This window comes from Haemophilus parainfluenzae ATCC 33392, from assembly GCF_031191205.1.
In the GTDB taxonomy this organism is placed as follows: domain Bacteria; phylum Pseudomonadota; class Gammaproteobacteria; order Enterobacterales; family Pasteurellaceae; genus Haemophilus_D; species Haemophilus_D parainfluenzae.
The window spans coordinates 365,289-387,243 of record NZ_CP133470.1 but is presented as its reverse complement, the minus strand read 5'-3'; the positions used below and the strand labels follow the sequence as shown (position 1 = coordinate 387,243).

The 21,955-nt window shown below is 39.0% G+C and carries 19 protein-coding genes and 1 pseudogene; 18 read left to right on the top strand and 2 right to left on the bottom strand.

Annotated features, from left to right (window positions below; all coding sequences use genetic code 11):
* Positions 1-9 precede the first annotated feature (9 nt).
* From mtr to tsf, 4 genes are all read left to right on the top strand, one after another.
* On the top strand, positions 10-1,266 hold the full coding sequence (gene mtr, locus RDV53_RS01885) for a tryptophan permease (RefSeq protein ID WP_005696790.1): 1,257 nt from the start codon (positions 10-12) through the stop codon (positions 1,264-1,266).
* A gap of 65 nt (positions 1,267-1,331) precedes the next feature.
* Positions 1,332-2,105, top strand: a complete 774-nt coding sequence (locus tag RDV53_RS01880) for a class I SAM-dependent methyltransferase (RefSeq protein WP_005696789.1) — start codon at positions 1,332-1,334, stop codon at positions 2,103-2,105.
* Positions 2,106-2,274: 169 nt separating this feature from the next.
* Complete coding sequence (rpsB, locus tag RDV53_RS01875; protein ID WP_005698638.1) at positions 2,275-2,997, top strand: 30S ribosomal protein S2; 723 nt, start codon at positions 2,275-2,277, stop codon at positions 2,995-2,997.
* A gap of 133 nt (positions 2,998-3,130) precedes the next feature.
* Entirely contained in the window at positions 3,131-3,982 is an 852-nt protein-coding gene (tsf, locus tag RDV53_RS01870) for a translation elongation factor Ts (RefSeq protein WP_005696788.1), read from the top strand.
* 72 nt (positions 3,983-4,054) lie between these two features.
* Here the strand turns inward: tsf and RDV53_RS01865 are convergent, their stop codons facing one another.
* Entirely contained in the window at positions 4,055-5,614 is a 1,560-nt protein-coding gene (locus RDV53_RS01865; protein WP_005696787.1) for a phosphoethanolamine transferase, read from the bottom strand.
* Positions 5,615-5,739: 125 nt separating this feature from the next.
* Between RDV53_RS01865 and pyrH the strand changes: the two genes are divergently transcribed.
* The 14 genes and pseudogenes from pyrH to RDV53_RS01795 all read left to right on the top strand — a co-directional run bounded on the left by pyrH (position 5,740) and on the right by RDV53_RS01795 (position 20,306).
* Complete coding sequence (gene pyrH / locus RDV53_RS01860; RefSeq protein WP_005696785.1) at positions 5,740-6,453, top strand: UMP kinase; 714 nt, start codon at positions 5,740-5,742, stop codon at positions 6,451-6,453.
* Between the two features lie 124 nt (positions 6,454-6,577).
* A complete protein-coding gene (frr, locus tag RDV53_RS01855; protein WP_005696784.1) occupies positions 6,578-7,135 on the top strand; it encodes a ribosome recycling factor in 558 nt (185 codons plus the stop codon).
* A gap of 88 nt (positions 7,136-7,223) precedes the next feature.
* Positions 7,224-8,423 (top strand): 1-deoxy-D-xylulose-5-phosphate reductoisomerase, encoded by a 1,200-nt coding sequence (gene ispC, locus RDV53_RS01850; RefSeq protein WP_005696783.1) that lies wholly within the window; start codon positions 7,224-7,226, stop codon positions 8,421-8,423.
* Between the two features lie 40 nt (positions 8,424-8,463).
* Positions 8,464-9,183, top strand: a complete 720-nt coding sequence (uppS, locus tag RDV53_RS01845; protein ID WP_005696782.1) for a polyprenyl diphosphate synthase — start codon at positions 8,464-8,466, stop codon at positions 9,181-9,183.
* A gap of 11 nt (positions 9,184-9,194) precedes the next feature.
* Entirely contained in the window at positions 9,195-10,061 is an 867-nt protein-coding gene (locus RDV53_RS01840) for a phosphatidate cytidylyltransferase (RefSeq protein ID WP_005696781.1), read from the top strand.
* Positions 10,062-10,070: 9 nt separating this feature from the next.
* Positions 10,071-11,402: a sigma E protease regulator RseP gene (gene rseP, locus RDV53_RS01835; protein ID WP_005696780.1), complete on the top strand. Its 1,332-nt coding sequence runs from the start codon at positions 10,071-10,073 to the stop codon at positions 11,400-11,402.
* Between the two features lie 26 nt (positions 11,403-11,428).
* Entirely contained in the window at positions 11,429-13,816 is a 2,388-nt protein-coding gene (gene bamA, locus RDV53_RS01830) for an outer membrane protein assembly factor BamA (protein ID WP_005696779.1), read from the top strand.
* A gap of 103 nt (positions 13,817-13,919) precedes the next feature.
* Positions 13,920-14,528, top strand: a complete 609-nt coding sequence (locus RDV53_RS01825; RefSeq protein ID WP_005696778.1) for an OmpH/Skp family outer membrane protein — start codon at positions 13,920-13,922, stop codon at positions 14,526-14,528.
* A 12-nt stretch (positions 14,529-14,540) separates the two neighbouring features.
* Positions 14,541-15,566, top strand: a complete 1,026-nt coding sequence (lpxD, locus tag RDV53_RS01820; protein WP_005696776.1) for a UDP-3-O-(3-hydroxymyristoyl)glucosamine N-acyltransferase — start codon at positions 14,541-14,543, stop codon at positions 15,564-15,566.
* A gap of 95 nt (positions 15,567-15,661) precedes the next feature.
* On the top strand, positions 15,662-16,111 hold the full coding sequence (gene fabZ / locus RDV53_RS01815) for a 3-hydroxyacyl-ACP dehydratase FabZ (RefSeq protein WP_005696774.1): 450 nt from the start codon (positions 15,662-15,664) through the stop codon (positions 16,109-16,111).
* 23 nt (positions 16,112-16,134) lie between these two features.
* Positions 16,135-16,923, top strand: coding sequence for an acyl-ACP--UDP-N-acetylglucosamine O-acyltransferase (lpxA, locus tag RDV53_RS01810; protein ID WP_005696773.1), 789 nt, complete (start codon positions 16,135-16,137; stop codon positions 16,921-16,923).
* Positions 16,924-17,018: 95 nt separating this feature from the next.
* Entirely contained in the window at positions 17,019-18,188 is a 1,170-nt protein-coding gene (lpxB, locus tag RDV53_RS01805) for a lipid-A-disaccharide synthase (protein WP_005696772.1), read from the top strand.
* On the top strand, positions 18,181-18,783 hold the full coding sequence (gene rnhB, locus RDV53_RS01800; protein ID WP_005696771.1) for a ribonuclease HII: 603 nt from the start codon (positions 18,181-18,183) through the stop codon (positions 18,781-18,783). Before lpxB ends, rnhB begins: the two co-directional genes overlap by 8 nt.
* 35 nt (positions 18,784-18,818) lie before the next feature.
* Positions 18,819-20,306 (top strand): annotated as a pseudogene (locus tag RDV53_RS01795) (SLC13 family permease).
* A 49-nt stretch (positions 20,307-20,355) separates the two neighbouring features.
* On the opposite strand, the gene aspA reads toward RDV53_RS01795, so the two are convergent.
* The gene (aspA, locus tag RDV53_RS01790; protein ID WP_005696766.1) at positions 20,356-21,774 is read right to left on the bottom strand and encodes an aspartate ammonia-lyase; all 1,419 of its coding nucleotides are present in this window, start codon (positions 21,772-21,774) and stop codon (positions 20,356-20,358) included.
* Between the last annotated feature and the right edge of the window lie 181 nt (positions 21,775-21,955).

The window sequence follows — 21,955 nt, the reverse complement described above, 5'->3', positions numbered from 1 at the left end:
GACTTAACGATGACAATGAAAAAATCTCCTTCTTTATTAGGCGGCGCCATGATTATTGCGGGTACCGCAATTGGTGCAGGTATGCTCGCGAACCCAACCTCGACGGCGGGTGTATGGTTTATCGGCTCTATTCTGGCTTTGGTTTACACCTGGTTTTGTATGACCACATCAGGTTTGATGATCTTAGAAGCCAACCTACATTATCCTACCGGCTCAAGCTTTGACACCATCGTGAAAGATTTGTTAGGAAAAGGTTGGAATATTATCAATGGTCTTTCCGTTGCTTTCGTACTGTATATTTTAACCTATGCCTATATCACCTCTGGCGGCGGTATTACACAAAACTTGCTCAATCAAGCCTTTGGTTCCGCTGAAAGTGCGGTCGATATTGGACGTACTTCGGGCTCTTTAATTTTCTGTTTTATTCTTGCTGCTTTCGTATGGCTTTCTACTAAAGCAGTGGATCGTTTCACAACCATTTTGATCGTTGGAATGGTGGTGGCTTTCTTCCTTTCTACAGCCGGTTTATTGAGCTCTGTAAAAACAGAGGTGTTATTTAATACCATTGCGGAAGGTGAACAAAGCTATTTGCCTTATTTATTGACAGCACTTCCAGTTTGCTTAGTGTCTTTTGGTTTCCATGGAAATGTACCAAGCCTCGTCAAATATTACGATCGTGATGGTCGTCGCGTGATGAAATCGATCTTTATTGGTACAGGTTTAGCCTTAGTGATTTACATTTTATGGCAGCTTGCGGTGCAAGGTAATTTACCGCGTACAGAGTTTGCTCCGGTGATTGCAAAAGGTGGCGATGTATCAGCATTATTAGAAGCGTTACACAAATACATTGAAGTAGAATACATTGCCGTTGTATTGAATTTCTTTGCTTATATGGCTATTGCGACTTCATTCTTAGGGGTGACATTAGGGTTATTTGACTATATTGCCGATTTATTCAAGTTCGATGACAGCGTATTAGGTAGAACGAAAACTACATTGGTGACGTTCTTACCGCCGCTATTATTAAGTTTACAATTCCCTTATGGCTTTGTGATTGCCATTGGTTATGCCGGATTAGCCGCAACCATTTGGGCAGCCATCGTGCCAGCACTGCTTGCTAGAGCAAGTCGTCAAAAATTCCCAAATGCGACTTATAAAGTCTATGGTGGTAATTTTATGATTGGCTTTGTGATTTTATTCGGTGTGTTAAATATTGTGGCACAAGTAGGCGCAAACTTAGGATGGTTTGCAAGTTTCGCAGGATAAGTTTTCACGTTAATATAGCAGGGGCGTATCAAATACGCCCTTTTTGATTTTGCATAGGAAACAAAATGAATAACAAAACGAGTGTTTACGATAAAGAGAACTTCTTTGAGCTTTATCAAAAACTTCGATCTAATCCCATCAGTCTTAATGAAATAGTGGAAAAACCAACTATGCTTTCCCTATTACCTGATTTACAAGGGAAAAAATTACTCGATCTAGGTTGTGGAACGGGCGGACATTTGCAACTCTATTTAGAACGCGATGCGGCGAGTGTAGTGGGAACAGATCTTTCAGTTAAAATGCTCGAGCAAGCTGAAAAAGAGCTAAAAAAGTGCGGTCAGTTTTCAGGTCGTTTTTTGTTATATCAGCTACCGATGGAAAAATTGTCAGAATTGACAGAACGTGATTTTGATGTCATTACCAGCTCTTTTGCTTTTCATTATATTGAGAATTTTCCTGCTTTATTGGTTATGATTGCCAACAAGCTTAAGCCTAATGGCGTACTAGTTTTTTCCCAAGAGCATCCGATTACAACTTGCCATAAAGAAGGGGAGCGCTGGGAAAAAAATGAGAAAAAACAGCAAGTCGCTTATCGTTTAAATCATTACCGTGATGAAGGATTGAGAGAGCGAAATTGGTTTCAACAACCTTTTAAAACCTATCACCGCACAATGGCAACGATTATTAATGATTTAATTGCTGCAGGTTTTCAAATTGAACAAATGGTCGAGCCTATGTTAGCCGAGCAACCACAATGGCATGATGAATTTAAAGATTTGCGGCATCGTCCCCCTTTATTGTTTATTAAAGCAAGAAAAGTAATAAATTTGACAAAATAAACTGGTTTTTGACCGCACTTTATGGTATAAATCGCACCGCTGTTTTTGGGTTTCAAAAGCAGCGTTTTTAATTATTAACAACACACACATATCATTAAGGCTTAATCGGGGTGCCAAACGGTCGATTAGCTGATATGTGGAGGCTCAACCCCAACAAAAGGAAAATATTATGGCACAAGTTTCAATGCGCGACATGATCAACGCGGGCGTACACTTCGGACACCAAACTCGTTACTGGAATCCACAAATGAAACCTTTCATTTTTGGTGCTCGTAACGGTGTTCATATCATCAACTTAGAAAAAACTTTACCTTTATTCAACGAAGCTTTAGCGGAATTAACCCGTATTGCTAGCAACAACGGTAAAGTATTATTCGTTGGTACTAAACGCGCGGCTCAAGAAGCAGTACAAGCTGCAGCATTAGACTGTCAACAATATTATGTAAACCACCGTTGGTTAGGTGGTATGTTGACTAACTGGAAAACCGTTCGTCAATCAATTAAACGTTTAAAAGATTTAGAAACTCAATCTCAAGACGGTACTTTTGACAAATTAACCAAAAAAGAAGCGTTAATGCGTACCCGTGAGATGGAAAAACTTGAATTAAGCCTTGGCGGTATCAAAGATATGGGCGGCTTACCAGATGCGTTATTCGTTATCGGTGCAGACCATGAACATATTGCTGTTAAAGAAGCAAACAACCTAGGTATTCCTGTATTTGCTATCGTTGATACTAACTCAACTCCAGCTGGCGTAGATTTCGTTATCCCTGGTAACGATGATGCGACTCGTGCTATCCAACTTTACGTTTCTGCAGCTGCAGCAGCGGTTAAAGAAGGTCGTGGTAACGAAGCTCAAGTTGCTGAAGAATTAGCAGCTGACGCAGAATAATTTAAGTTTTGCAATAAGGCGAAGCCCTTAATAATCAAACGATTAATTGGCATAGGGGCTAAAATTTAGCCCCTATATTTTTATCTAAAAGTACGGTCAAAATGAATCGTACTTTCGACAGAGGATTTTTAAAATGGCTGAAATCACAGCATCATTAGTAAAAGAACTTCGTGAACGTACCGGTGCCGGTATGATGGAATGTAAAAAAGCATTAGTTGAAGCAAACGGTGATATCGAGTTAGCAATCGACAACATGCGTAAATCTGGTCAAGCTAAAGCTGCTAAAAAAGCAGGCCGTGTTGCAGCTGAAGGTGTTATCCTTGCTCGTGTACAAAATGGTTTCGGTGTATTAGTTGAAATGAACTGTGAAACTGACTTCGTAGCAAAAGATGCTGGCTTCTTAGGTTTAGCAAACGAAGTAGCTGATTTCGCAGCAGCACACAAAGGCACCACTATCGAAGCATTACAAGCACAATTTGAAGAAAAACGTGCTGCATTAGTGGCTAAAATCGGTGAGAACATGAACATCCGTCGTGTTGCTTACTTAGAAGGTCAAGTTATTGCTCAATACTTACACGGTGCAAAAATCGGTGTATTAGTGGCAGGTGAAGGTTCAGAAGATGAACTTAAAAAAGTGGCAATGCACGTAGCGGCATCTAAACCAGAATTCGTGAACCCAGAAGATGTATCTGCAGATGTTGTTGAACACGAGCGTCAAATTCAAATTGATATCGCAGTTAACTCAGGTAAACCAAAAGAAATCGCAGAGAAAATGGTTGAAGGCCGTATGAAGAAATTCACTGGTGAAGTTTCATTAACAGGTCAACCATTCGTAATGGATCCTTCAGTATCTGTAGGTGACTTCTTAAAATCAGTAAACACTTCAGTGTCTAACTTCATCCGTTTAGAAGTGGGTGAAGGTATTGAGAAAAAAGAAGAAGATTTCGCAGCTGAAGTTGCAAAAATCACTGGCGGTAACGCTTAATTTTCTCTATTGAGATATAAAAAAAGCCGATATTGAATATCGGCTTTTTTGTTGTCTGAAATTTGAGATTTTCTATTTCTTTGGACGAATATCGATGGCAGGGTCTGCATCTTTACGATATTTTTCTTCAATCAGTTTTTTCAGTCCATAGTCATCTTTGTCAGCTTGTTCAGAGAATAAATCTTCTTCTAATGTCAGCTTCGGATTTTTAATTCCAATCCAATTAGCAATACCTTCTAAGAAATTCAGACCAGATTTAAAGGCTTTGTATTCTTTACGTGCCGTATCATCAGATGAAATCTTAAAGAGCGGAATATTATGATGTAATTGGCTGTGACAGTTTTGGTTAAACAAGGTTACACCGTGTTTATCATCTTCTTGATGACATAAACCATGATCTGAAAAATAAATCATCGAGAAAGTGCGGTGTGTTTTTTGCTCGTTTTCTTTGAGCGTTTCATACACTTTCTTAATAAAATCATCGGTTTTCTTAATGGATGTAATATAGCAATTTAAGTATTCGTTCTTTTTCTCAATGTCATTGTCATTGAAAATTTTCGGGTAATCTTCAACGCGATCGCAAGCAAGCGGATGTGAACCATAAATGTGTAATACAATAAAGCGTTTACCTTGCGTTGGATCTTCTAAAACTTGAGCAAATTTAGGGATTAAATCAAAATCGCTGTAGTTTGTCGAATTAAAGCTTCCACCTTTTTTCAAGAAAATGGTTTCATCAGATTTTGAGGCAAGTGAGGCGACCGGCGTGTCGTATTCACCTAAGAAACCTTGATTAGAAAGCCAGTAGGTTTTCAGACCTGCAGACTTAATGAGATCCACTAAGCTTAAATCATAGTTTGGCTCCCACTTTTCTTTGTCTGGTAAAGTTAGCATCAAGCGTAATGAGGCGACAGTGTTGGTTCCAGCGGATGTCATGCCATCAATCAGTGTACCATTTGCAGATGACATAAATGGTGTGTCATTGACGGGGTATCCATACGCATGCAAGTAATCTTTTCGCGCACTTTCACCCAAAATAATTACATAATCTTGGTATTGAGAATTTTCTAATGTGGATTGTCCCCAGCTGCTTTCCTGTGACATTTTTTTCAATTTTTGCCATTCATTAACAATTTCTACACTCGAATCTATCGTTTCTTTTAATGGCGCAGCAATCGGTAAGTTGTAGCCAATCAACAGGGTAGCGAGGGCAATGAATGTTTTATTGCGATAAAATTTCACCCCAAATTTGACCGCACTTTTGTAATGTAAAAAGACTAAAACTGGAATAGCTAATGCCGCTAAATAGCTGCTCATAGGGATTTGCATGAGAAACTCTTTGGTCTCTAACATATCTGTCGCGAGAACCGATGCAATATATTGGTAGCTTGGCGCACCAAAATTTAAGCCTGTCGGCGTATAAATTGCGTGTAAGCAAACTAAGGGTAATAAAATAAAATAGAAAGATTTTCGGCTGCTACTTAATAGAATAATGAAAATAGCCGCGAGTAAAATCAGACTAATAGATGGCTCTGGAAACATTCCTGAGCCGCGTAAAATTAAATAACCGGCAACAATGGCGCAAGCCAAAGAAAAAAGTGCGGTTAAAATTTGTGAGGTTTTTGAAATCTTCATAAAGTTTACCTATAAAATCAAAACGACGATATTTTATCGCACTTTTCTGACCAATTTCCATTTTTAACTTTTTCGCTCTTTTGCTAGAATAAGCCAAATTTTGTAACCGACAAAGGAAAAGACAAATGAGTCAACCAATTTACAAACGTATTTTATTGAAATTAAGTGGTGAAGCATTACAAGGAGATGAGGGCTTCGGTATCGATCCTTCAATCCTTGATCGTATGGCGTTAGAGATTAAAGAATTAATTGAAATGGGCGTGGAAGTTGGTGTTGTACTCGGCGGTGGTAACTTATTCCGTGGCGCAAAATTAGCTAAAGCCGGCATGAATCGCGTGGTGGGCGACCACATGGGAATGCTTGCAACGGTGATGAATGGCTTGGCAATGCGTGATGCGCTTCACCGTGCAGATGTGAATGCAAAATTAATGTCTGCGTTCCAATTAAATGGTATTTGCGATACCTATAACTGGTCTGAAGCGATTAAAATGTTGCGTGAAAAACGTGTAGTCATTTTCTCAGCCGGTACCGGTAGCCCATTCTTTACTACAGATTCTGCCGCATGCTTACGTGGTATCGAAATTGAAGCGGATATCGTGTTAAAAGCGACCAAAGTTGATGGTGTGTATGATTGCGACCCTGCAAAAAATCCTAATGCGAAGCTATACCATAAATTATCTTATGCAGAAGTGATTGATAAAGAATTAAAAGTAATGGATTTAGCTGCATTCACACTAGCTCGTGACCACGGTATGCCAATTCGTGTGTTTAATATGTGTAAACCCGGTGCGTTACGCAAAGTGGTACTCGGTACAGAAGAAGGTACAACGATTAGTTAATTTTTTAAAGAATAAAATGGCGAGAGACAATCTCGCCTTTTTTATGAATAAATTTATTCAAAACTCCCTAAAAATCCAGTAAAATCACTGTGTTTTATCTTTATTTATTAAAAAGGACAGATGAATGATTAATGAAATCAAACAAGATGCTGAAGCTCGCATGGAAAAAAGCCTCGAAGCGTTGCGTGGGCATATTGCAAAAATCCGTACAGGACGTGCACAACCAAGCTTATTAGACGCAATCCAAGTGGAATACTATGGTGCAGCGACACCACTTCGTCAATTAGCTAACGTGGTTGCAGAAGATGCACGTACTTTAGCGGTAACAGTATTTGACCGTTCTTTAATCAGTGCAGTAGAAAAAGCAATTTTAACGTCTGATTTAGGTTTAAACCCATCTTCAGCAGGTACAACAATTCGCGTGCCTCTTCCTCCATTAACTGAAGAACGCCGTCGTGATTTAATCAAAATCGTAAAAAGCGAAGGTGAGCAAGGTAAAGTTGCGATTCGTAACGTACGTCGTGATGCAAATGATAAAATCAAAGCATTATTAAAAGACAAAGAAATCAGCGAAAATGATCAACACAAAGCAGAAGAAATCATTCAAAAAGTGACTGATAGCTATATCAAAAAAGTGGATGAGATCTTAGCAGATAAAGAAAAAGAATTAATGGATTTCTAATTGTCGAACCATGTTTTGGGGCAGACCAAGTGTCTGCCCTTGTTCTATTCTGATAAAAAATAAAAGCACAAAGTGCGGTCGAAATTTTATGCAAAAACAAAATCTTGTTATTTTAGGTTCAACTGGTTCTATTGGCCATAGTACCCTTTCTGTTATTGAACATAATCCCGACAAATACCATACCTTTGCGTTAGTAGGAGGCAAAAATGTTGAGACAATGTTTGAACAATGCGTGAAATTTCAACCGAACTTTGCTGCATTAGATGATGAAAATGCAGCAAAGGTATTGCGAGAAAAATTATCCTCACACCACATTAAAACGGAAGTCTTAGATGGACAAAAAGCCATTTGCGAGTTGGCAGCACATCCAGATGCTGATCAAGTTATGGCAGCCATTGTTGGGGCAGCAGGATTACTACCGACTCTTTCGGCAGTAAAAGCGAGTAAGAAAGTCTTGCTTGCGAATAAAGAATCCTTGGTGACGTGTGGCCAAATTTTTATTGATGCAGTGAAGCAGTCAAAAGCAAAATTATTGCCTGTTGATAGTGAGCATAACGCGATTTTTCAATCCTTACCGCCTGAGGCACAAGAAAAGATTGGATTTTGTCCTTTGAAAGAATTAGGGGTCAGTAAAATTGTCTTAACGGGTTCTGGTGGGCCTTTCCGTTATACGCCGTTAAGCGAGTTTGAGCATATTACGCCAGAACAGGCCGTTGCTCATCCAAACTGGTCAATGGGCAAAAAAATTTCCGTGGATTCTGCCACAATGATGAATAAAGGTTTAGAGTACATTGAGGCACGTTGGCTCTTCAATGCATCGGCCGATGAAATGGAAGTGATTATTCATCCTCAATCTATTATTCATTCGATGGTGCGTTACGTAGATGGATCGGTCATTGCTCAAATGGGTAACCCGGATATGCGCACGCCCATTGCGGAAACCATGGCTTATCCAAATCGTACCGTCAGTGGAGTGGAACCATTAGACTTCTTTAAAATCAAAGAATTGACATTTATCGAACCTGATTTTAATCGTTATCCAAATTTAAAATTAGCGATTGATGCTTTTGCAGAAGGGCAGTATGCGACAACCGCAATGAATGCAGCAAACGAAATTGCAGTACAAGCCTTTTTAGATGGATATATTAAATTTACGGATATTGCGAAAATTAACCAAGCATCGGTTGAACAAATGCCATCTTCTATTATTTCAAGCATTGATGATGTATTAGCTGTAGATAATCAATCCCGTGAATTAGCCGATTCGCTGATTAAAAAGTTGATGTAGAATACGTAAAAGTGCGGTCATAAAATTCGAATATTTTAGAATGAAAGAACTTGATAACAATAATATTCCCGAACATGTTGCCATTATTATGGATGGCAATGGTCGTTGGGCGAAACAACAAAATAAGTTGCGTATTTTTGGTCATACAAATGGTGTGGCGGCCGTGCGCCGTGCAGTGAGTTATGCACGACAAACTGGCGTTAAGTTTTTGACGTTATATGCGTTTAGCAGTGAAAACTGGAATCGTCCGGAACAAGAAGTGAGTGCATTGATGACGCTCTTTATGCAAGCACTTGATCTAGAAGTTAAAAAATTACACAAAAATAATATTCGTTTAAAGATCATCGGTGATATTTCTCGTTTTAGTGAGAAATTGCAAGAGAAGATCGCAAAAGCAGAAAATTTAACGGAAAATAATACTGCACTGACTTTAAATATTGCGGCGAATTACGGTGGGTGTTGGGATATTGTTCAAGCGACTCAACAACTCGCTGAAAAAGTAAAAAATAATGAGATTTCGGTGAGTGATATTAATGAATCACTTTTCCAGCAACATTTAGTGACACAAGATGAACCGCCAGTCGATTTACTAATTCGCACAAGCGGTGAGCAACGCATTAGTAATTTCTTGCTTTGGCAAATTGCATATGCGGAATTGTGTTTTTTAGATGTGCTTTGGCCAGATTTTAGTGAAAAAGATTTTAATCAGGCAATTGCCTGCTATCAACAACGTCATCGCCGTTTTGGCGGGACAGAATAAGCGGAGAACCTATGCTTAAAGAACGTGTATTATCAGCCATTGTATTGATTGCTTTGGTATTATGTGCCTTGTTCTTATTTACCCCATTTTATTTTGCCCTAGCCTTAGGCTTTGTGGCGACGCTTGGTATTTGGGAGTGGGCACAATTTGCTCGTTTTAAAAATCCTTTAGCACGCCTTTGCATCGCAGCATTTTTAGGTGCATTTATCTTCCTTTGGCTTTACAACGAAGGTAATTATTTAGATGCAGGTCGAGTGTTTGAAAACTACTTGCCGCTTTTATTGCTAAATTCAGTCGGTTGGTGGGCACTTGCATTAGTGTTAGTGGTGACTTATCCAAGCTCGGCGAAGTTTTGGGGTAAAAATATTCCTTTACAACTCCTGTTTGCGTTTTCTACGTTGATTCCTTTTGTTGCCGCCGTCTTACGTTTACGTTTAGATAATTATACGGCTGATCCACATCATGGTTTGTTCTTATTGCTCTACGTATTTGTATTAGTATGGGCTGCTGACTCAGGTGCTTATTTTGCGGGACGTGCTTTTGGTAAGCACAAACTTGCACCAAAAGTATCACCGGGGAAAACATGGCAAGGCGTATTTGGTGGCATGATCACCGCAGCTGTATTGGCATTTGTCTTTATCCATTTTTCAGGTGAAACCTTATTAGGTAGCCGTGCAATGAGTGGTTTTGTTGTGCTTTCAGTGGCAACTGTGGCTATCTCTGTATTAGGTGACTTAGCCGAAAGTATGTTTAAACGTGAATCAGGCATCAAAGACAGTAGTCAATTAATTCCAGGCCATGGCGGTATTTTAGATCGTATTGATAGCTTAACGGCGGCAGTACCATTCTTCACATACTTCTATTTCTTTGTGTTATAAGGGTAGAACATGTCATTTTTGTGGTCGCTTGGCTCATTTATTGTTGCAATCGCCGTGCTGGTTGCCGTACACGAATACGGCCACTTTTGGGCGGCAAGAAAGTGCGGTATTAAAATTCATCGTTTTTCGATTGGCTTTGGTAAAGTGATTTGGCGGCGCACAGATAAATTAGGCACCGAATTTGCTATTTCAGCCATTCCACTTGGCGGTTATGTCAAAATGCTTGATGGACGAAATGAAGAAGTTCCCGTAGAGTTAAAATCGCAGGCATTTGAAAGCAAATCGGTAGCTCAACGTGCTTTTGTGATTGCTGCAGGTCCCCTTGCTAATTTTATTTTTGCGATTTTGGCATATTGGGTGATTTATTCTGTTGGGATTCCGAGTGTTAAACCGGTCATTGAAAATGTCACGCCAAATTCTCCCGCTGCGATGGCTCAAATTGAACCGAATAGCCAGATTTTGGCAATTGATGGAAAGAATGTACCCGATTGGGAAACCATTAATTTATTGCTCACTGATAAGTTAGGTTCTGATTCTGTTGAACTCACATTAACACCTTTTGGTGAAGACCAACCGTATCAACGGATCATTAATCTGCAAAATTGGACATTTAAACCAGATAAAGAAACAGCATTTGAAACATTAGGGATCAATCCCGTTTCAAGTAAAGTGGAGATGACACTATCAAAAGTGGTGGAGAGCTCTCCAGCAGAAAAAGCAGGCTTATTGATTGGCGATAAAATTTTAGCAGAAAATTCGACCGCACTTGACTGGAAAGCTTTTGTTGCATTGGTACAACAAGGTCAGCCTTTTACAATCAAGGTGGAACGTAATCAAGAAATTTTTGACAAAACCTTGCAACCTGAAAAGAATCGAGACGGTAAATGGTTTGTAGGGTTAAGTCCGACGTTCTTAAAAGTTGGCGAACAGTATCGAACTGAATTAAAATATGGTATTCTTGATGCCCTAAGAAAAGGTGTGGAAAAGACAGGCCAAATTTCGTGGTTTATTGTGAAGGCAATCGGGAAATTGTTTAGTGGAGAGCTTTCATTTTCCAGTTTGGCTGGGCCAATTTCAATTGCCCAAGGTGCAGGTGCATCTTCTAACGCTGGCGTGATTTATTTCTTAAGTTTTCTCGCGTTAATCAGTGTTAATTTAGGCATAATGAATTTATTTCCGTTGCCAGTTTTAGATGGTGGACATCTCGTATTTTTGGCGGCGGAAGCTATCAAAGGAAAACCTGTTTCAGAACGGGTACAAAATTTAAGTTATCGTATAGGGCTCACTATTTTGTTAATTCAAACAATTTTTGTGCTTTTTAATGATTTCTTACGTTTATAACTATTGTTTTTTATAGGATAAAGTCGATGAAAAAACTTCTAATCGCAAGTTTGTTATTCGGTACTACAACGAGTGTATTTGCGGCACCATTTGTAGCAAAAGACATTCGTGTTGACGGCGCTCAAGGAGACTTAGAACAGCAAATTCTCGCAAGCCTTCCTGTTCGTAGCGGTCAGCGTGTAACGGATAAAGATGTAGCCAATATTGTACGTTCATTATTCGTAAGTGGACAGTTTGATGATGTTAAAGCTTTCCAAGATGGCGACGCATTAGTTGTGAGCGTTATTGCGAAACCAATCATTTCTGAAGTGAATATTAAAGGTAATTCCGTTATTCCAACAGAAGCATTAAAACAAAATCTTGATGCAAATGGTTTCAAAAGTGGTGATGTGTTAAATCGTGCGAAATTAGAAGAGTTTGCGAAAACCTTAAGAGAACATTATAAGAGTGTAGGCCGTTATAATGCGAAAGTTGATCCGATCGTGACAACTTTACCAAATAACCGTGCAGAAATTACGCTTCAAATTGATGAAGATGATACCGCAAAACTTCGTTCAGTGACTTTTAATGGAAATGAAGCGATTTCTAGCAGCAAATTACAAGAACAAATGGAGCTTCAACCGGATGCTTGGTGGAAACTTTGGGGTAATAAGTTTGATGGAACGCAGTTTGACAAAGATATTCAAGCTATCCAAGATTACTATCATAATAATGGTTATGCAAAAGCAAGAGTGACAAAAACAGATGTTCAGTTAAATGAAGAACATACTAAAGCAGATGTTACTATTGATGTAAATGAAGGTGAAAAATACAATTTAAGTTCTGCTCGTATTGTCGGTAACTTAGGTGGTATGGCTGATGAATTGCAACCATTATTAGGTGAACTTCACTTAAACGATACGTTCAGCCGTGCGGATGTGCAAAATGTTGAAAGCTTAATTAAAGATAAATTAGGTGAACGTGGTTACGGTAGTGCAACGGTTAATGCTGTACCAACTTTTGATGATGCGAATAAAACATTAGCATTAACCTTTGTGGTTGATGCTGGACGTCGTTTATCTGTACGTCAAGTTCGCTTTGAAGGTAATACTGTTTCTGCAGATAGTACATTGCGTCAAGAAATGCGTCAGCAAGAAGGAACTTGGTATAACTCACAATTAGTTGAGTTAGGTAAAGTGCGTTTAGATAGAACAGGTTTCTTTGAGAGCGTAGAAAATCGTGTTGAACCAATTCAAGGTTCTAATGATGAAGTCGATGTCGTATATAAAGTAAGAGAACGTAATACCGGTAGCATTAACTTTGGTATTGGTTACGGTACAGAAAGTGGTATCAGCTATCAAGCAAGTGTGAAACAAGATAACTTCTTAGGAACAGGTGCGGCGGTAAGTCTAGGTGGTACACGTAATGACTATGGTACTAGCATAAACTTAGGCTATACAGAACCATACTTTACAAAAGATGGCGTAAGTTTAGGTGGAAACGTATTCTATGAAACTTACGATAATTCAAAAAGTGATACAGCTTCAAATTATAAACGTACTACTTATGGTGGCAATATTACATTAGGCTTTCCTGTAAATGAAAATAACTCATATTATATAGGTGTAGGCTATACTTATAACAAAATCAGTAATTTTGCGTATGAATATAATCGTACTTTGTATATGAAATCAATGGATTTGCTTGGTAATTCTGTTAAAACTAATGATTTTGATTTCTCATTTGGTTGGAATTACAACAGCCTAAACCGTGGCTATTTCCCAACTAAAGGTGTGAAAGCAAGTTTAGGTGGCCGTGTCACCATTCCAGGATCTGATAATAAATATTATAAATTAAGTGCTGATCTTCAAGGTTTCTACCCATTAGATCGAGATCATCGTTGGGTATTATCTGGTAAAGCTACTGCCGCTTATGCGAATGGTTTAAGCGGTAAAAGAGTACCGTTTTATCAGCTCTATACTGCGGGTGGTATTGGTTCATTGCGTGGTTTTGCATATGGGGCAGTAGGGCCTAATGCAATATATTGGCAAAAAGATCGTAACGGTAAAGAAGGTTGGATACCAAACACTGATGTGATTGGCGGTAATGCAATGGCTACCGCAAGCGTAGAATTAATTGTTCCAACTCCTTTTGTATCAGATAAAAGTCAGAATAATGTAAGAACTTCACTGTTTGTTGATGCTGCAAGTGTTTGGAACACAAAATGGAAATCGGATAAAGAAGGGTTACCGTCTAGTGTTTTAGTTAACTTACCTGATTATAGTAAAGCTAGCCGCATTCGAGCTTCAGCGGGTATTGGTTTCCAATGGCAATCTCCGATAGGACCGTTAGTTTTCTCTTATGCTAAACCAATCAAAAAATATGAAAATGATGATGTAGAACAATTTCAATTTAGTATCGGTGGGTCTTTCTAATAAGTTGAACTTTTACATCTAATCTAAGTCAAAATCTTCGTTCTGTGTCAGTATGTTAGCTGACACAGAAAAATTTACTAAACTAATTTAAGGAAATTTAAATATGAAAAATGTAGTAAAAATGACCGCACTTTCTTTAGGTCTTGCTCTTGCATCAGGTTTAGCAGCTGCGGACGAAAATATCGCATTTATTAATGCGGGTTATTTATTCCAGAATCATCCGGATCGCCAAGCTGTAGCAAACAAATTAGATGCAGAATTTAAGCCAATGGCAGATAAACTTGCTGCAAGTAAGAAAGAAATTGATGCTAAAATTGTGGCATCTCGTAAAAAAGTGGAAGAGAAAATAGCAGCTTTGCAAAAGGATGCGCCACGTTTACGTCAAGCTGAAATCCAAAAACGCCAAGAAGAAATCACTAAATTTGGTTCAGATGAAGAAGCGGCATTGAATAAATTAATGGAAGAGCAAGATAAAAAAGTAGCAGAGTTCCAAGAATTAAACGAAAAACGTCAAACTGAAGAGCGTGGTAAATTATTAGAAAGCATTCAAGTTGCAACTAATAACTTAGCAAAAGCAAAAGGTTATACTTATGTTTTAGATGCTAACTCTGTAGTATTTGCAGTAGATGGTAAAGATATTACTGAAGAAGTATTAAAATCTATTCCAGCAACTGAAAAAGCAGCGCCAGCAAAAACTGAAGAGAAAAAATAATAGGTTTTCATAATGCAAAAATCCTATTCTTTACAGGAATTAGCAACAAAAGTCGGCGGTACCCTTCGCGGTAACGCCGACGTTGTCGTTAATAATATTGCCGCACTATCAAAAGCAGAACCTAACCAACTGACCTTCATTTCTAATGCAAAATTTCGCCCTTTATTAGCTGAATCTAAAGCTGGTATTCTTGTCGTGTCAGAAGCGGATGTGGAATTTTGCTCACCTGAAAGTAATTTACTTATCGTTAAAGATCCTTATGTTGCTTATGCACTATTAGCTCAATATATGGACACTACCCCGAAAGCGGCTCAAAATATCCACCCAAGTGCGGTTATTTCTGAAAAAGCTTCAATTGGCGAAAATGTATCAATTGGTGCGAATGCCGTCATTGAAGAAGGTGTTGTATTAGGCGATAACGTGGTTATTGGTGCAGGTTGTTTTGTAGGTAAATTCACAAAAATTGGCGCGGGTACTCAGCTTTGGGCAAACGTAAGCATTTATCATGAAGTAGAAATTGGACAAAATTGCTTAATTCAATCAGGCGCTGTCATTGGTAGTGATGGCTTTGGCTATGCAAATGATCGAGGTCGCTGGATAAAAATTCCACAAGTAGGTCAAGTGATCATTGGTAATAATGTCGAAATTGGTGCTTGTACCTGTATTGACCGTGGAGCCTTAGACGCGACAGTCATTGAAGATAACGTCATTATTGATAACCTTTGTCAAATTGCGCATAACGTTCATATCGGCACGGGTACAGCAGTAGCTGGCGGTGTCATTATGGCGGGTAGTCTAAAAGTGGGGCGTTATTGTTTAATTGGTGGAGCAAGTGTGATCAATGGCCACATGGAAATCTGCGATAAAGTAACTGTGACTGGCATGGGTATGGTGATGCGCCCAATTACTGAGCCTGGCGTATACTCATCGGGTATCCCATTACAAACCAATAAAGAGTGGCGAAAAACAGCTGCACTTACCTTGGGAATTGATGGTATGAATAAACGATTGAAAGCCCTAGAGAAAAAACTTGGCTAAGATTTTAAAACGTACCCTAGGGTGCGTTTTATTTTTATACAGAAATATCGTATAATTCCAGCGTTTTATTGTTATTTATTTTAAAGGTATTAGACGTGTCAGAGAATCAAGCAAGTAAAGTAATTGAAGCAAAAGAAATTATGACCTTATTGCCACATCGTTATCCATTTTTATTAGTGGATCGCGTGTTAGACTACAAAGAAGGCGAATGGTTAAAAGCAATTAAAAATATCAGTGTAAACGAACCTTGTTTTACCGGTCATTTCCCTGGAGAGCCAATTTTACCGGGCGTGTTAATTCTTGAAGCTTTGGCACAATCAATGGGGATCCTTGCATTTAAAACTCATGAATTAAAAGGTGGCGAATTATTCTATTTCGCAGGTATTGATGAAGCGCGTTTCAAACGCCCAGTATTACCTGGAGATCAAATGGAATTGAACGTTCAAGTGATTAAAGAACGTCGTGGTATTACAGCATTCACGGGTATTGCAACTGTAAACGGTGAAGTAGCTTGTGAAGCCAAATTAATGTGTGCTCGTCGATAATTAAAGAAAATTAAGGGGTAAGTATGATCCACCCAAGTGCAAAAATTCACCCGACCGCGCTTGTTGCTGATGGCGCAGTTATTGGCGAAGACGTTGTTATCGGTCCTTTCTGTATTATTGAAGGGAGCGTTGAGATTAAAGCGCGTACCGTTTTAAATTCTCACATTGTCGTGAAAGGCGACACCGTGATTGGTGAAGATAACCAGATTTATCAATTCGCCAGTATTGGTGAAGTCAACCAAGATTTAAAATATAAGGGCGAAGCAACAAAAACCATTATTGGTAATGGTAACCTTATTCGTGAACATGTGACGATTCATCGCGGCACTATCCAAGGTGGTGGTGTAACACGTATTGGTAACAACAACTTATTGATGATCAATGTCCACATTGCCCACGATTGCCAAATCAAAAATAACTGTATTTTGGCAAACAATGCAACCCTTGCAGGTCACGTTGAATTAGATGATTTTGTTATTGTAGGTGGTATGTCTGCGATTCACCAATTTGTGATCGTCGGTGCGCACGTAATGCTAGGTGGTGGTTCTATGGTTAGCCAAGATGTGCCGCCTTATGTGATGGCTCAAGGTAACCATGCGCAGCCTTTCGGTGTAAACCTTGAAGGATTAAAACGTCGTGGTTTTGATAAACCAACCATGCATGCTATCCGTAATGTTTATAAAATGATTTACCGTAGCGGTAAAACCCTTGAAGAAGTATTGCCGGAAATTGAACAAATTGCACAAACTGAATCTGCAATTAGTTTCTTTGTGGAGTTCTTCAAACGTTCTACCCGTGGCATTATTCGTTAATTAACGTTTCTTTTCTCATTAAGAGAAAATGATGAATAACAGAGAGACCGCACTATGATTTGTTCAAAGTGCGGTCGTTTTTTAGGATAAATTTAATGATTAAAGAAAATCCAACTATTGCGATTGTTGCCGGTGAAGTGTCTGGTGATATTCTTGGTGCAGGTCTCATTCAAGCGCTTAAATGCCACTATCCGCAAGCTAAGTTTGTAGGGGTTGGCGGAGAGAGAATGATTGCTCAAGGTTTTGAAAGCTTTTTTGATATGGAAGAGCTCTCTGTCATGGGCCTAGTAGAAGTACTTAAACATTTACCTCGATTGCTTAAAATTCGTCGTAGTGTTATCGAACAACTTTCTGCTATTAAACCGGATATATTTATCGGTATTGATGCACCGGATTTTAATCTTACCGTTGAACTTAAATTAAAAGAAAAAGGGATTAAAACCATTCATTACGTGAGCCCATCTGTATGGGCTTGGCGTCAAAATCGTATCTACAAAATTGCCAAAGCGACCCATCAAGTATTGGCTTTTCTTCCTTTTGAAAAAGCCTTTTATGATCGTTTTAATGTGCCTTGCCGTTTTATTGGCCATACCATGGCAGATGCGATTCCATTAAAACCAAATCGTACAGAAGCTTGCCAGACCTTAGATATTGATGAAAAAGGACGTTATCTTGCTATTTTAGTAGGGAGTAGAGGTAGTGAAGTGAGCTTCCTTACTGAACCATTTCTAAAAACTGCTTTGTTATTAAAAGAAAAATATCCAGACTTGCAGTTTTTAGTCCCTTTGGTGAATGAAAAACGTTGCCAACAATTTGAGGAAATAAAGGCTCAGATTGCCCCTGATCTCGATATGCATTTAATTGATGGTAAAGCACGCCAAGTGATGATTGCTGCCGAAGCAACTTTACTAGCTTCAGGTACCGCTGCACTTGAAGCGATGTTGTGTAAATCGCCAATGGTGGTAGGGTATCGAATGAAACCTTTCACGCATTTTTTGGCAAAACGATTGGTCAAAACAAAATATATTTCATTGCCCAATTTGTTAGCGGATGAAATGCTTGTGCCAGAAATGATTCAAGAAGATTGCGAACCGCAAAAATTAGCAGAACAACTTTCTCAGTATTTGGGTGATGACGAAAGTGCGGTCAAATCTCGCAGTGTTTTAATTCAACGTTTTACTGAATTGCATAAATTGATTCAATGTGATGCGGATAGCCAAGCCGCACAAGCTGTGGTTGATTTATTGGAGCAAAGACATGATTGATTTTGTTTATCCTGAAGGTTATCAATTAGTTGCTGGGGTGGATGAAGTTGGACGGGGCCCTTTAGTGGGGGCAGTTGTCACGGCTGCGGTGATCTTAGATCCGAATAAGCCGATTGCTGGTTTGGCGGATTCTAAAAAACTCAGTGAGAAAAAACGTCTTGCACTCGCAGCAGAAATTAAAGAGAAAGCCTTAGCTTGGGCAATGGGCCGGGCAGAGCCTGCTGAGATTGATGAATTGAATATTCTTCATGCCTCGATGTTAGCCATGGAGCGAGCCGTAAAAGCCTTAAAAATTCAACCGCACTTTGTATTGGTGGATGGCAATCGTATTCCGCCTAACCTTGGTTTCCCAGCTCAAGCGGTAGTGAAAGGGGATTCACTTGTGGCGGAAATCAGCGCGGCCTCTATTTTGGCAAAAGTCGCACGGGATCAGGAAATGGAAGAATTAGATAAAAATCATCCTGAATATGCCTTTGCTCAACATAAAGGTTATCCCACCAAATTACATTTAGAAAAACTAGCTGAGCTTGGTCCTTTACCGGAGTATCGTCGAAGTTTTTCACCTGTGAAGAAAGCGCTAGGCATAGAAGACTAGCGAGCTTGAAAGATTTTAAGATTGAAGGATAGCGTATGAATACCATTTTTGAGCATGCACTTTGGGTGAGTCCATTGTTTTGGACATTAATACTGCTTGGTGCGGCCATTATTTTATTTGTACATAATAAAATTCGTATGGATGTGGTGGCATTATTGGTGATGCTCTCCTTTTATCTAAGCGGTATTCTCAGTATTCAAGAGATTTTGGTTGGCTTTAGTGATCCTAATATTATCCTCATTGCTTTACTCTTCATTGTAGGGGAAAGTTTAGTCCGTACAGGAATTGCTTATCGCGTGAGCGATGGCATCTTGAAAGTAGCAGGAAATAGTGAAGCCAAGGTACTTATTTTACTGATGCTTTCAGTGGCAGGATTAGGTGCATTTATGAGCTCAACAGGTGTGGTTGCGGTGTTTATTCCTGTTGTGATAATGATTTGCCGCCAAATGAATATTTCATCCAAACGATTAATGATGCCATTAAGTGTAGCAGGATTAATCAGTGGGATGATGACATTAATCGCGACAGCCCCTAATCTTGTGGTAAATGCGGAATTAGTGAAAGATACGAATCTTCGTCTAGAGTTTTTTGATTTCACCCCAATCGGATTGCTGATCTTAGTGTTGGGTATGGGCTATATGCTTATCGCTCGTCGATGGCTTTCTGATAATAGTGATGAAAGTAATCAAGATACGGCGCAGAGCTCCATGAATGAGTTAATTAATGAATATGGTTTGAAAGATCGTACCAAGCGTTTGGTGGTGAAAAGCACATCCCCTTTCGTGGGGAAAACCTTAGACCAACTTCATTTACGTTCTAGCTATCAGCTAAATGTATTAGCGATTGGCGACTTATTCAAGCGATGCGTGATCGTCGAAAAGATTTCCTTGTATTGAATTATCCGAAAGAAATGGAGCGCGCCGTACCAGCTCAACGTCAAGCACCACTAGCCTTACTATCCATTTTAACTATGGTGGTATTAATGGTGTCAGGTATCGTGCCGAATGTTGTGGCGGCTTTAATTGGCTGTTTAATGCTAGCTTATTTCCGCTGTGTGGATGCTAAAAGTGCTTATGACTCCATTCAATGGCCAAGCCTTATTCTGATTATCGGAATGATGCCATTTTCAACCGCACTTCAAAAAACAGGTGGGGTGGAGTTTGCGGTGAAATGGCTCACACAAATCATTGATGGATGGGGAATGTATCCTGTATTGATTGTGCTCTTTGTTTTTTTGTGCATTAGTTGGGTTGTTTATATCTAATACTGCTACTACAATTTTGATGGCACCCATTGCGATTTCTCTTGCTACACAGCTTAATGTGTTTCCCGTACCATTCGCAATGGTCGTCGCGATTGCAGCTTCAGCTGCATTTATGACGCCGGTCTCCTCTCCAGTGAATACCATGGTAGTGGGACCAGGTGACTATAAATTTGCTGATTTTATTAAAATTGGTGTACCTTTTACCTTAATTGTTATGTTAGTAACGGTTTTTATTGTGCCAATACTGTTTCCATTTTAAATGAAAAAGAGCGGTCAAAATTGACCGCTCTTTTTATACCTCAGCGAGATTATTTATTTAATTTTGCTTTGTAAGTTGGGTTCATTAAGTTTTCTACAGAAAGAATGTCATCCAATTGTTCTGCTGTTAATAAACCTTTTTCTAATACGACTTCACGTACACCTTTACCGGTTTGAGCACAGATTTTACCTACTAAGTCGCCATTATGGTGACCGATAAATGGATTCAAGTAAGTCACGATACCGATTGAGTTGAATACGTAGTTTTCACAAATTTCTTTGTTTACAGTGATACCGTCTACACATTTATCGCGTAAGTTCACGCAAGCATTGGTTAAGATGTCGATAGATTCAAACATTGCTTGACCAATCACTGGTTCCATTACGTTTAATTGTAATTGACCTGCTTCAGATGCGAAAGTAACGGTAGTATCGTTACCAATTACTTTAAAGCATACTTGGTTCACCACTTCTGGAATAACTGGGTTTACTTTTGCAGGCATGATAGAAGAACCTGCTTGTAATTCAGGTAAGTTAATTTCTTTAATACCTGCACGTGGACCAGAAGAGAGTAAACGTAAGTCGTTACATACTTTAGATAGTTTTACTGCGGTACGTTTTAATGCACCATGAACCATGACATAAGCACCACAGTCAGATGTTGCTTCGATTAAGTTTTCAGCTGGTACGCAAGGTAATCCAGTTACCTCAGCAAGGTGTTTTACTACTAATTCTGTATAACCTTTTGGTGTATTTAAACCAGTACCGATTGCGGTTGCACCAAGGTTGACTTCAAGAAGTAACTCAGCGGTACGTTTTAAGTTACGTACTTCCTCTTCAAGTAATACGGCAAAGGCTTTAAACTCTTGACCAACGGTCATAGGTACAGCATCTTGTAATTGGGTACGACCCATTTTTAAAATTTTAGCAAATTCTTTTGCTTTATTATCGAAACCATCATGTAAGTATTGGATTTTGTCGATAAGTTTTAAAATGCTGTTATATACCGCAATACGGAAACCGGTAGGATATGCATCGTTGGTAGATTGGCTAGCGTTCACGTGGTCCATTGGGTTAATAACATCATATTCACCTTTTTTATGACCAATTTTTTCAAGCGCGAGGTTAGCAACTACTTCGTTGGTATTCATATTCACAGAAGTACCGGCACCACCTTGATACACGTCAGATGGGAATTGATCTAAGCATTTCCCCGTGGTAAGAATTTCATCACAAGCCGCCACAATCGCTTTTGCAATATCACTTGGAATAGCACCTAATTCACCATTCGCTAGGGCAGTCGCTTTTTTAACCATTACCATGCCGCGAACAAATTCCGGTACATCAGAAATGGTTACATTAGAAATATTGAAGTTTTCAACCGCTCTTAAGGTATGGATACCCCAGTATGCATCTGCTGGTACATCGCGTTCACCTAATAAATCCACTTCTTTTCTGTATTGAGTCATTTTAATCACCTTTCCTGGTTGTTAATTAATTTGAGTTAATTATAGGAATTTACATAGAAAATAAATTTGACGTGGATCACATTTCAAATAAGACGTATAAGAGATATTTTCATTTCTCGCATAAATTTTTTTAGGGTGAAATTTTTTTATTTATCCCCTTGAAACCGAAAAAGTTATCCCC

What these genes read in the sequence shown, in the direction of transcription:
- pyrH (WP_005696785.1), top strand. Translation starts at nt 5,740, where the DNA reads ATGAGTCAACCAATTTACAAACGTATTTTATTGAAATTAAGTGGTGAA.
- rpsB (WP_005698638.1), top strand. Translation starts at nt 2,275, where the DNA reads ATGGCACAAGTTTCAATGCGCGACATGATCAACGCGGGCGTACACTTC.
- RDV53_RS01840 (WP_005696781.1), top strand. Translation starts at nt 9,195, where the DNA reads ATGCTTAAAGAACGTGTATTATCAGCCATTGTATTGATTGCTTTGGTA.
- rseP (WP_005696780.1), top strand. Translation starts at nt 10,071, where the DNA reads ATGTCATTTTTGTGGTCGCTTGGCTCATTTATTGTTGCAATCGCCGTG.
- lpxA (WP_005696773.1), top strand. Translation starts at nt 16,135, where the DNA reads ATGATCCACCCAAGTGCAAAAATTCACCCGACCGCGCTTGTTGCTGAT.
- RDV53_RS01825 (WP_005696778.1), top strand. Translation starts at nt 13,920, where the DNA reads ATGAAAAATGTAGTAAAAATGACCGCACTTTCTTTAGGTCTTGCTCTT.
- ispC (WP_005696783.1), top strand. Translation starts at nt 7,224, where the DNA reads ATGCAAAAACAAAATCTTGTTATTTTAGGTTCAACTGGTTCTATTGGC.
- RDV53_RS01865 (WP_005696787.1), bottom strand. Translation starts at nt 5,614, where the DNA reads ATGAAGATTTCAAAAACCTCACAAATTTTAACCGCACTTTTTTCTTTG.
- tsf (WP_005696788.1), top strand. Translation starts at nt 3,131, where the DNA reads ATGGCTGAAATCACAGCATCATTAGTAAAAGAACTTCGTGAACGTACC.
- mtr (WP_005696790.1), top strand. Translation starts at nt 10, where the DNA reads ATGACAATGAAAAAATCTCCTTCTTTATTAGGCGGCGCCATGATTATT.
- rnhB (WP_005696771.1), top strand. Translation starts at nt 18,181, where the DNA reads ATGATTGATTTTGTTTATCCTGAAGGTTATCAATTAGTTGCTGGGGTG.
- lpxB (WP_005696772.1), top strand. Translation starts at nt 17,019, where the DNA reads ATGATTAAAGAAAATCCAACTATTGCGATTGTTGCCGGTGAAGTGTCT.
- RDV53_RS01880 (WP_005696789.1), top strand. Translation starts at nt 1,332, where the DNA reads ATGAATAACAAAACGAGTGTTTACGATAAAGAGAACTTCTTTGAGCTT.
- lpxD (WP_005696776.1), top strand. Translation starts at nt 14,541, where the DNA reads ATGCAAAAATCCTATTCTTTACAGGAATTAGCAACAAAAGTCGGCGGT.
- frr (WP_005696784.1), top strand. Translation starts at nt 6,578, where the DNA reads ATGATTAATGAAATCAAACAAGATGCTGAAGCTCGCATGGAAAAAAGC.
- aspA (WP_005696766.1), bottom strand. Translation starts at nt 21,774, where the DNA reads ATGACTCAATACAGAAAAGAAGTGGATTTATTAGGTGAACGCGATGTA.
- uppS (WP_005696782.1), top strand. Translation starts at nt 8,464, where the DNA reads ATGAAAGAACTTGATAACAATAATATTCCCGAACATGTTGCCATTATT.
- bamA (WP_005696779.1), top strand. Translation starts at nt 11,429, where the DNA reads ATGAAAAAACTTCTAATCGCAAGTTTGTTATTCGGTACTACAACGAGT.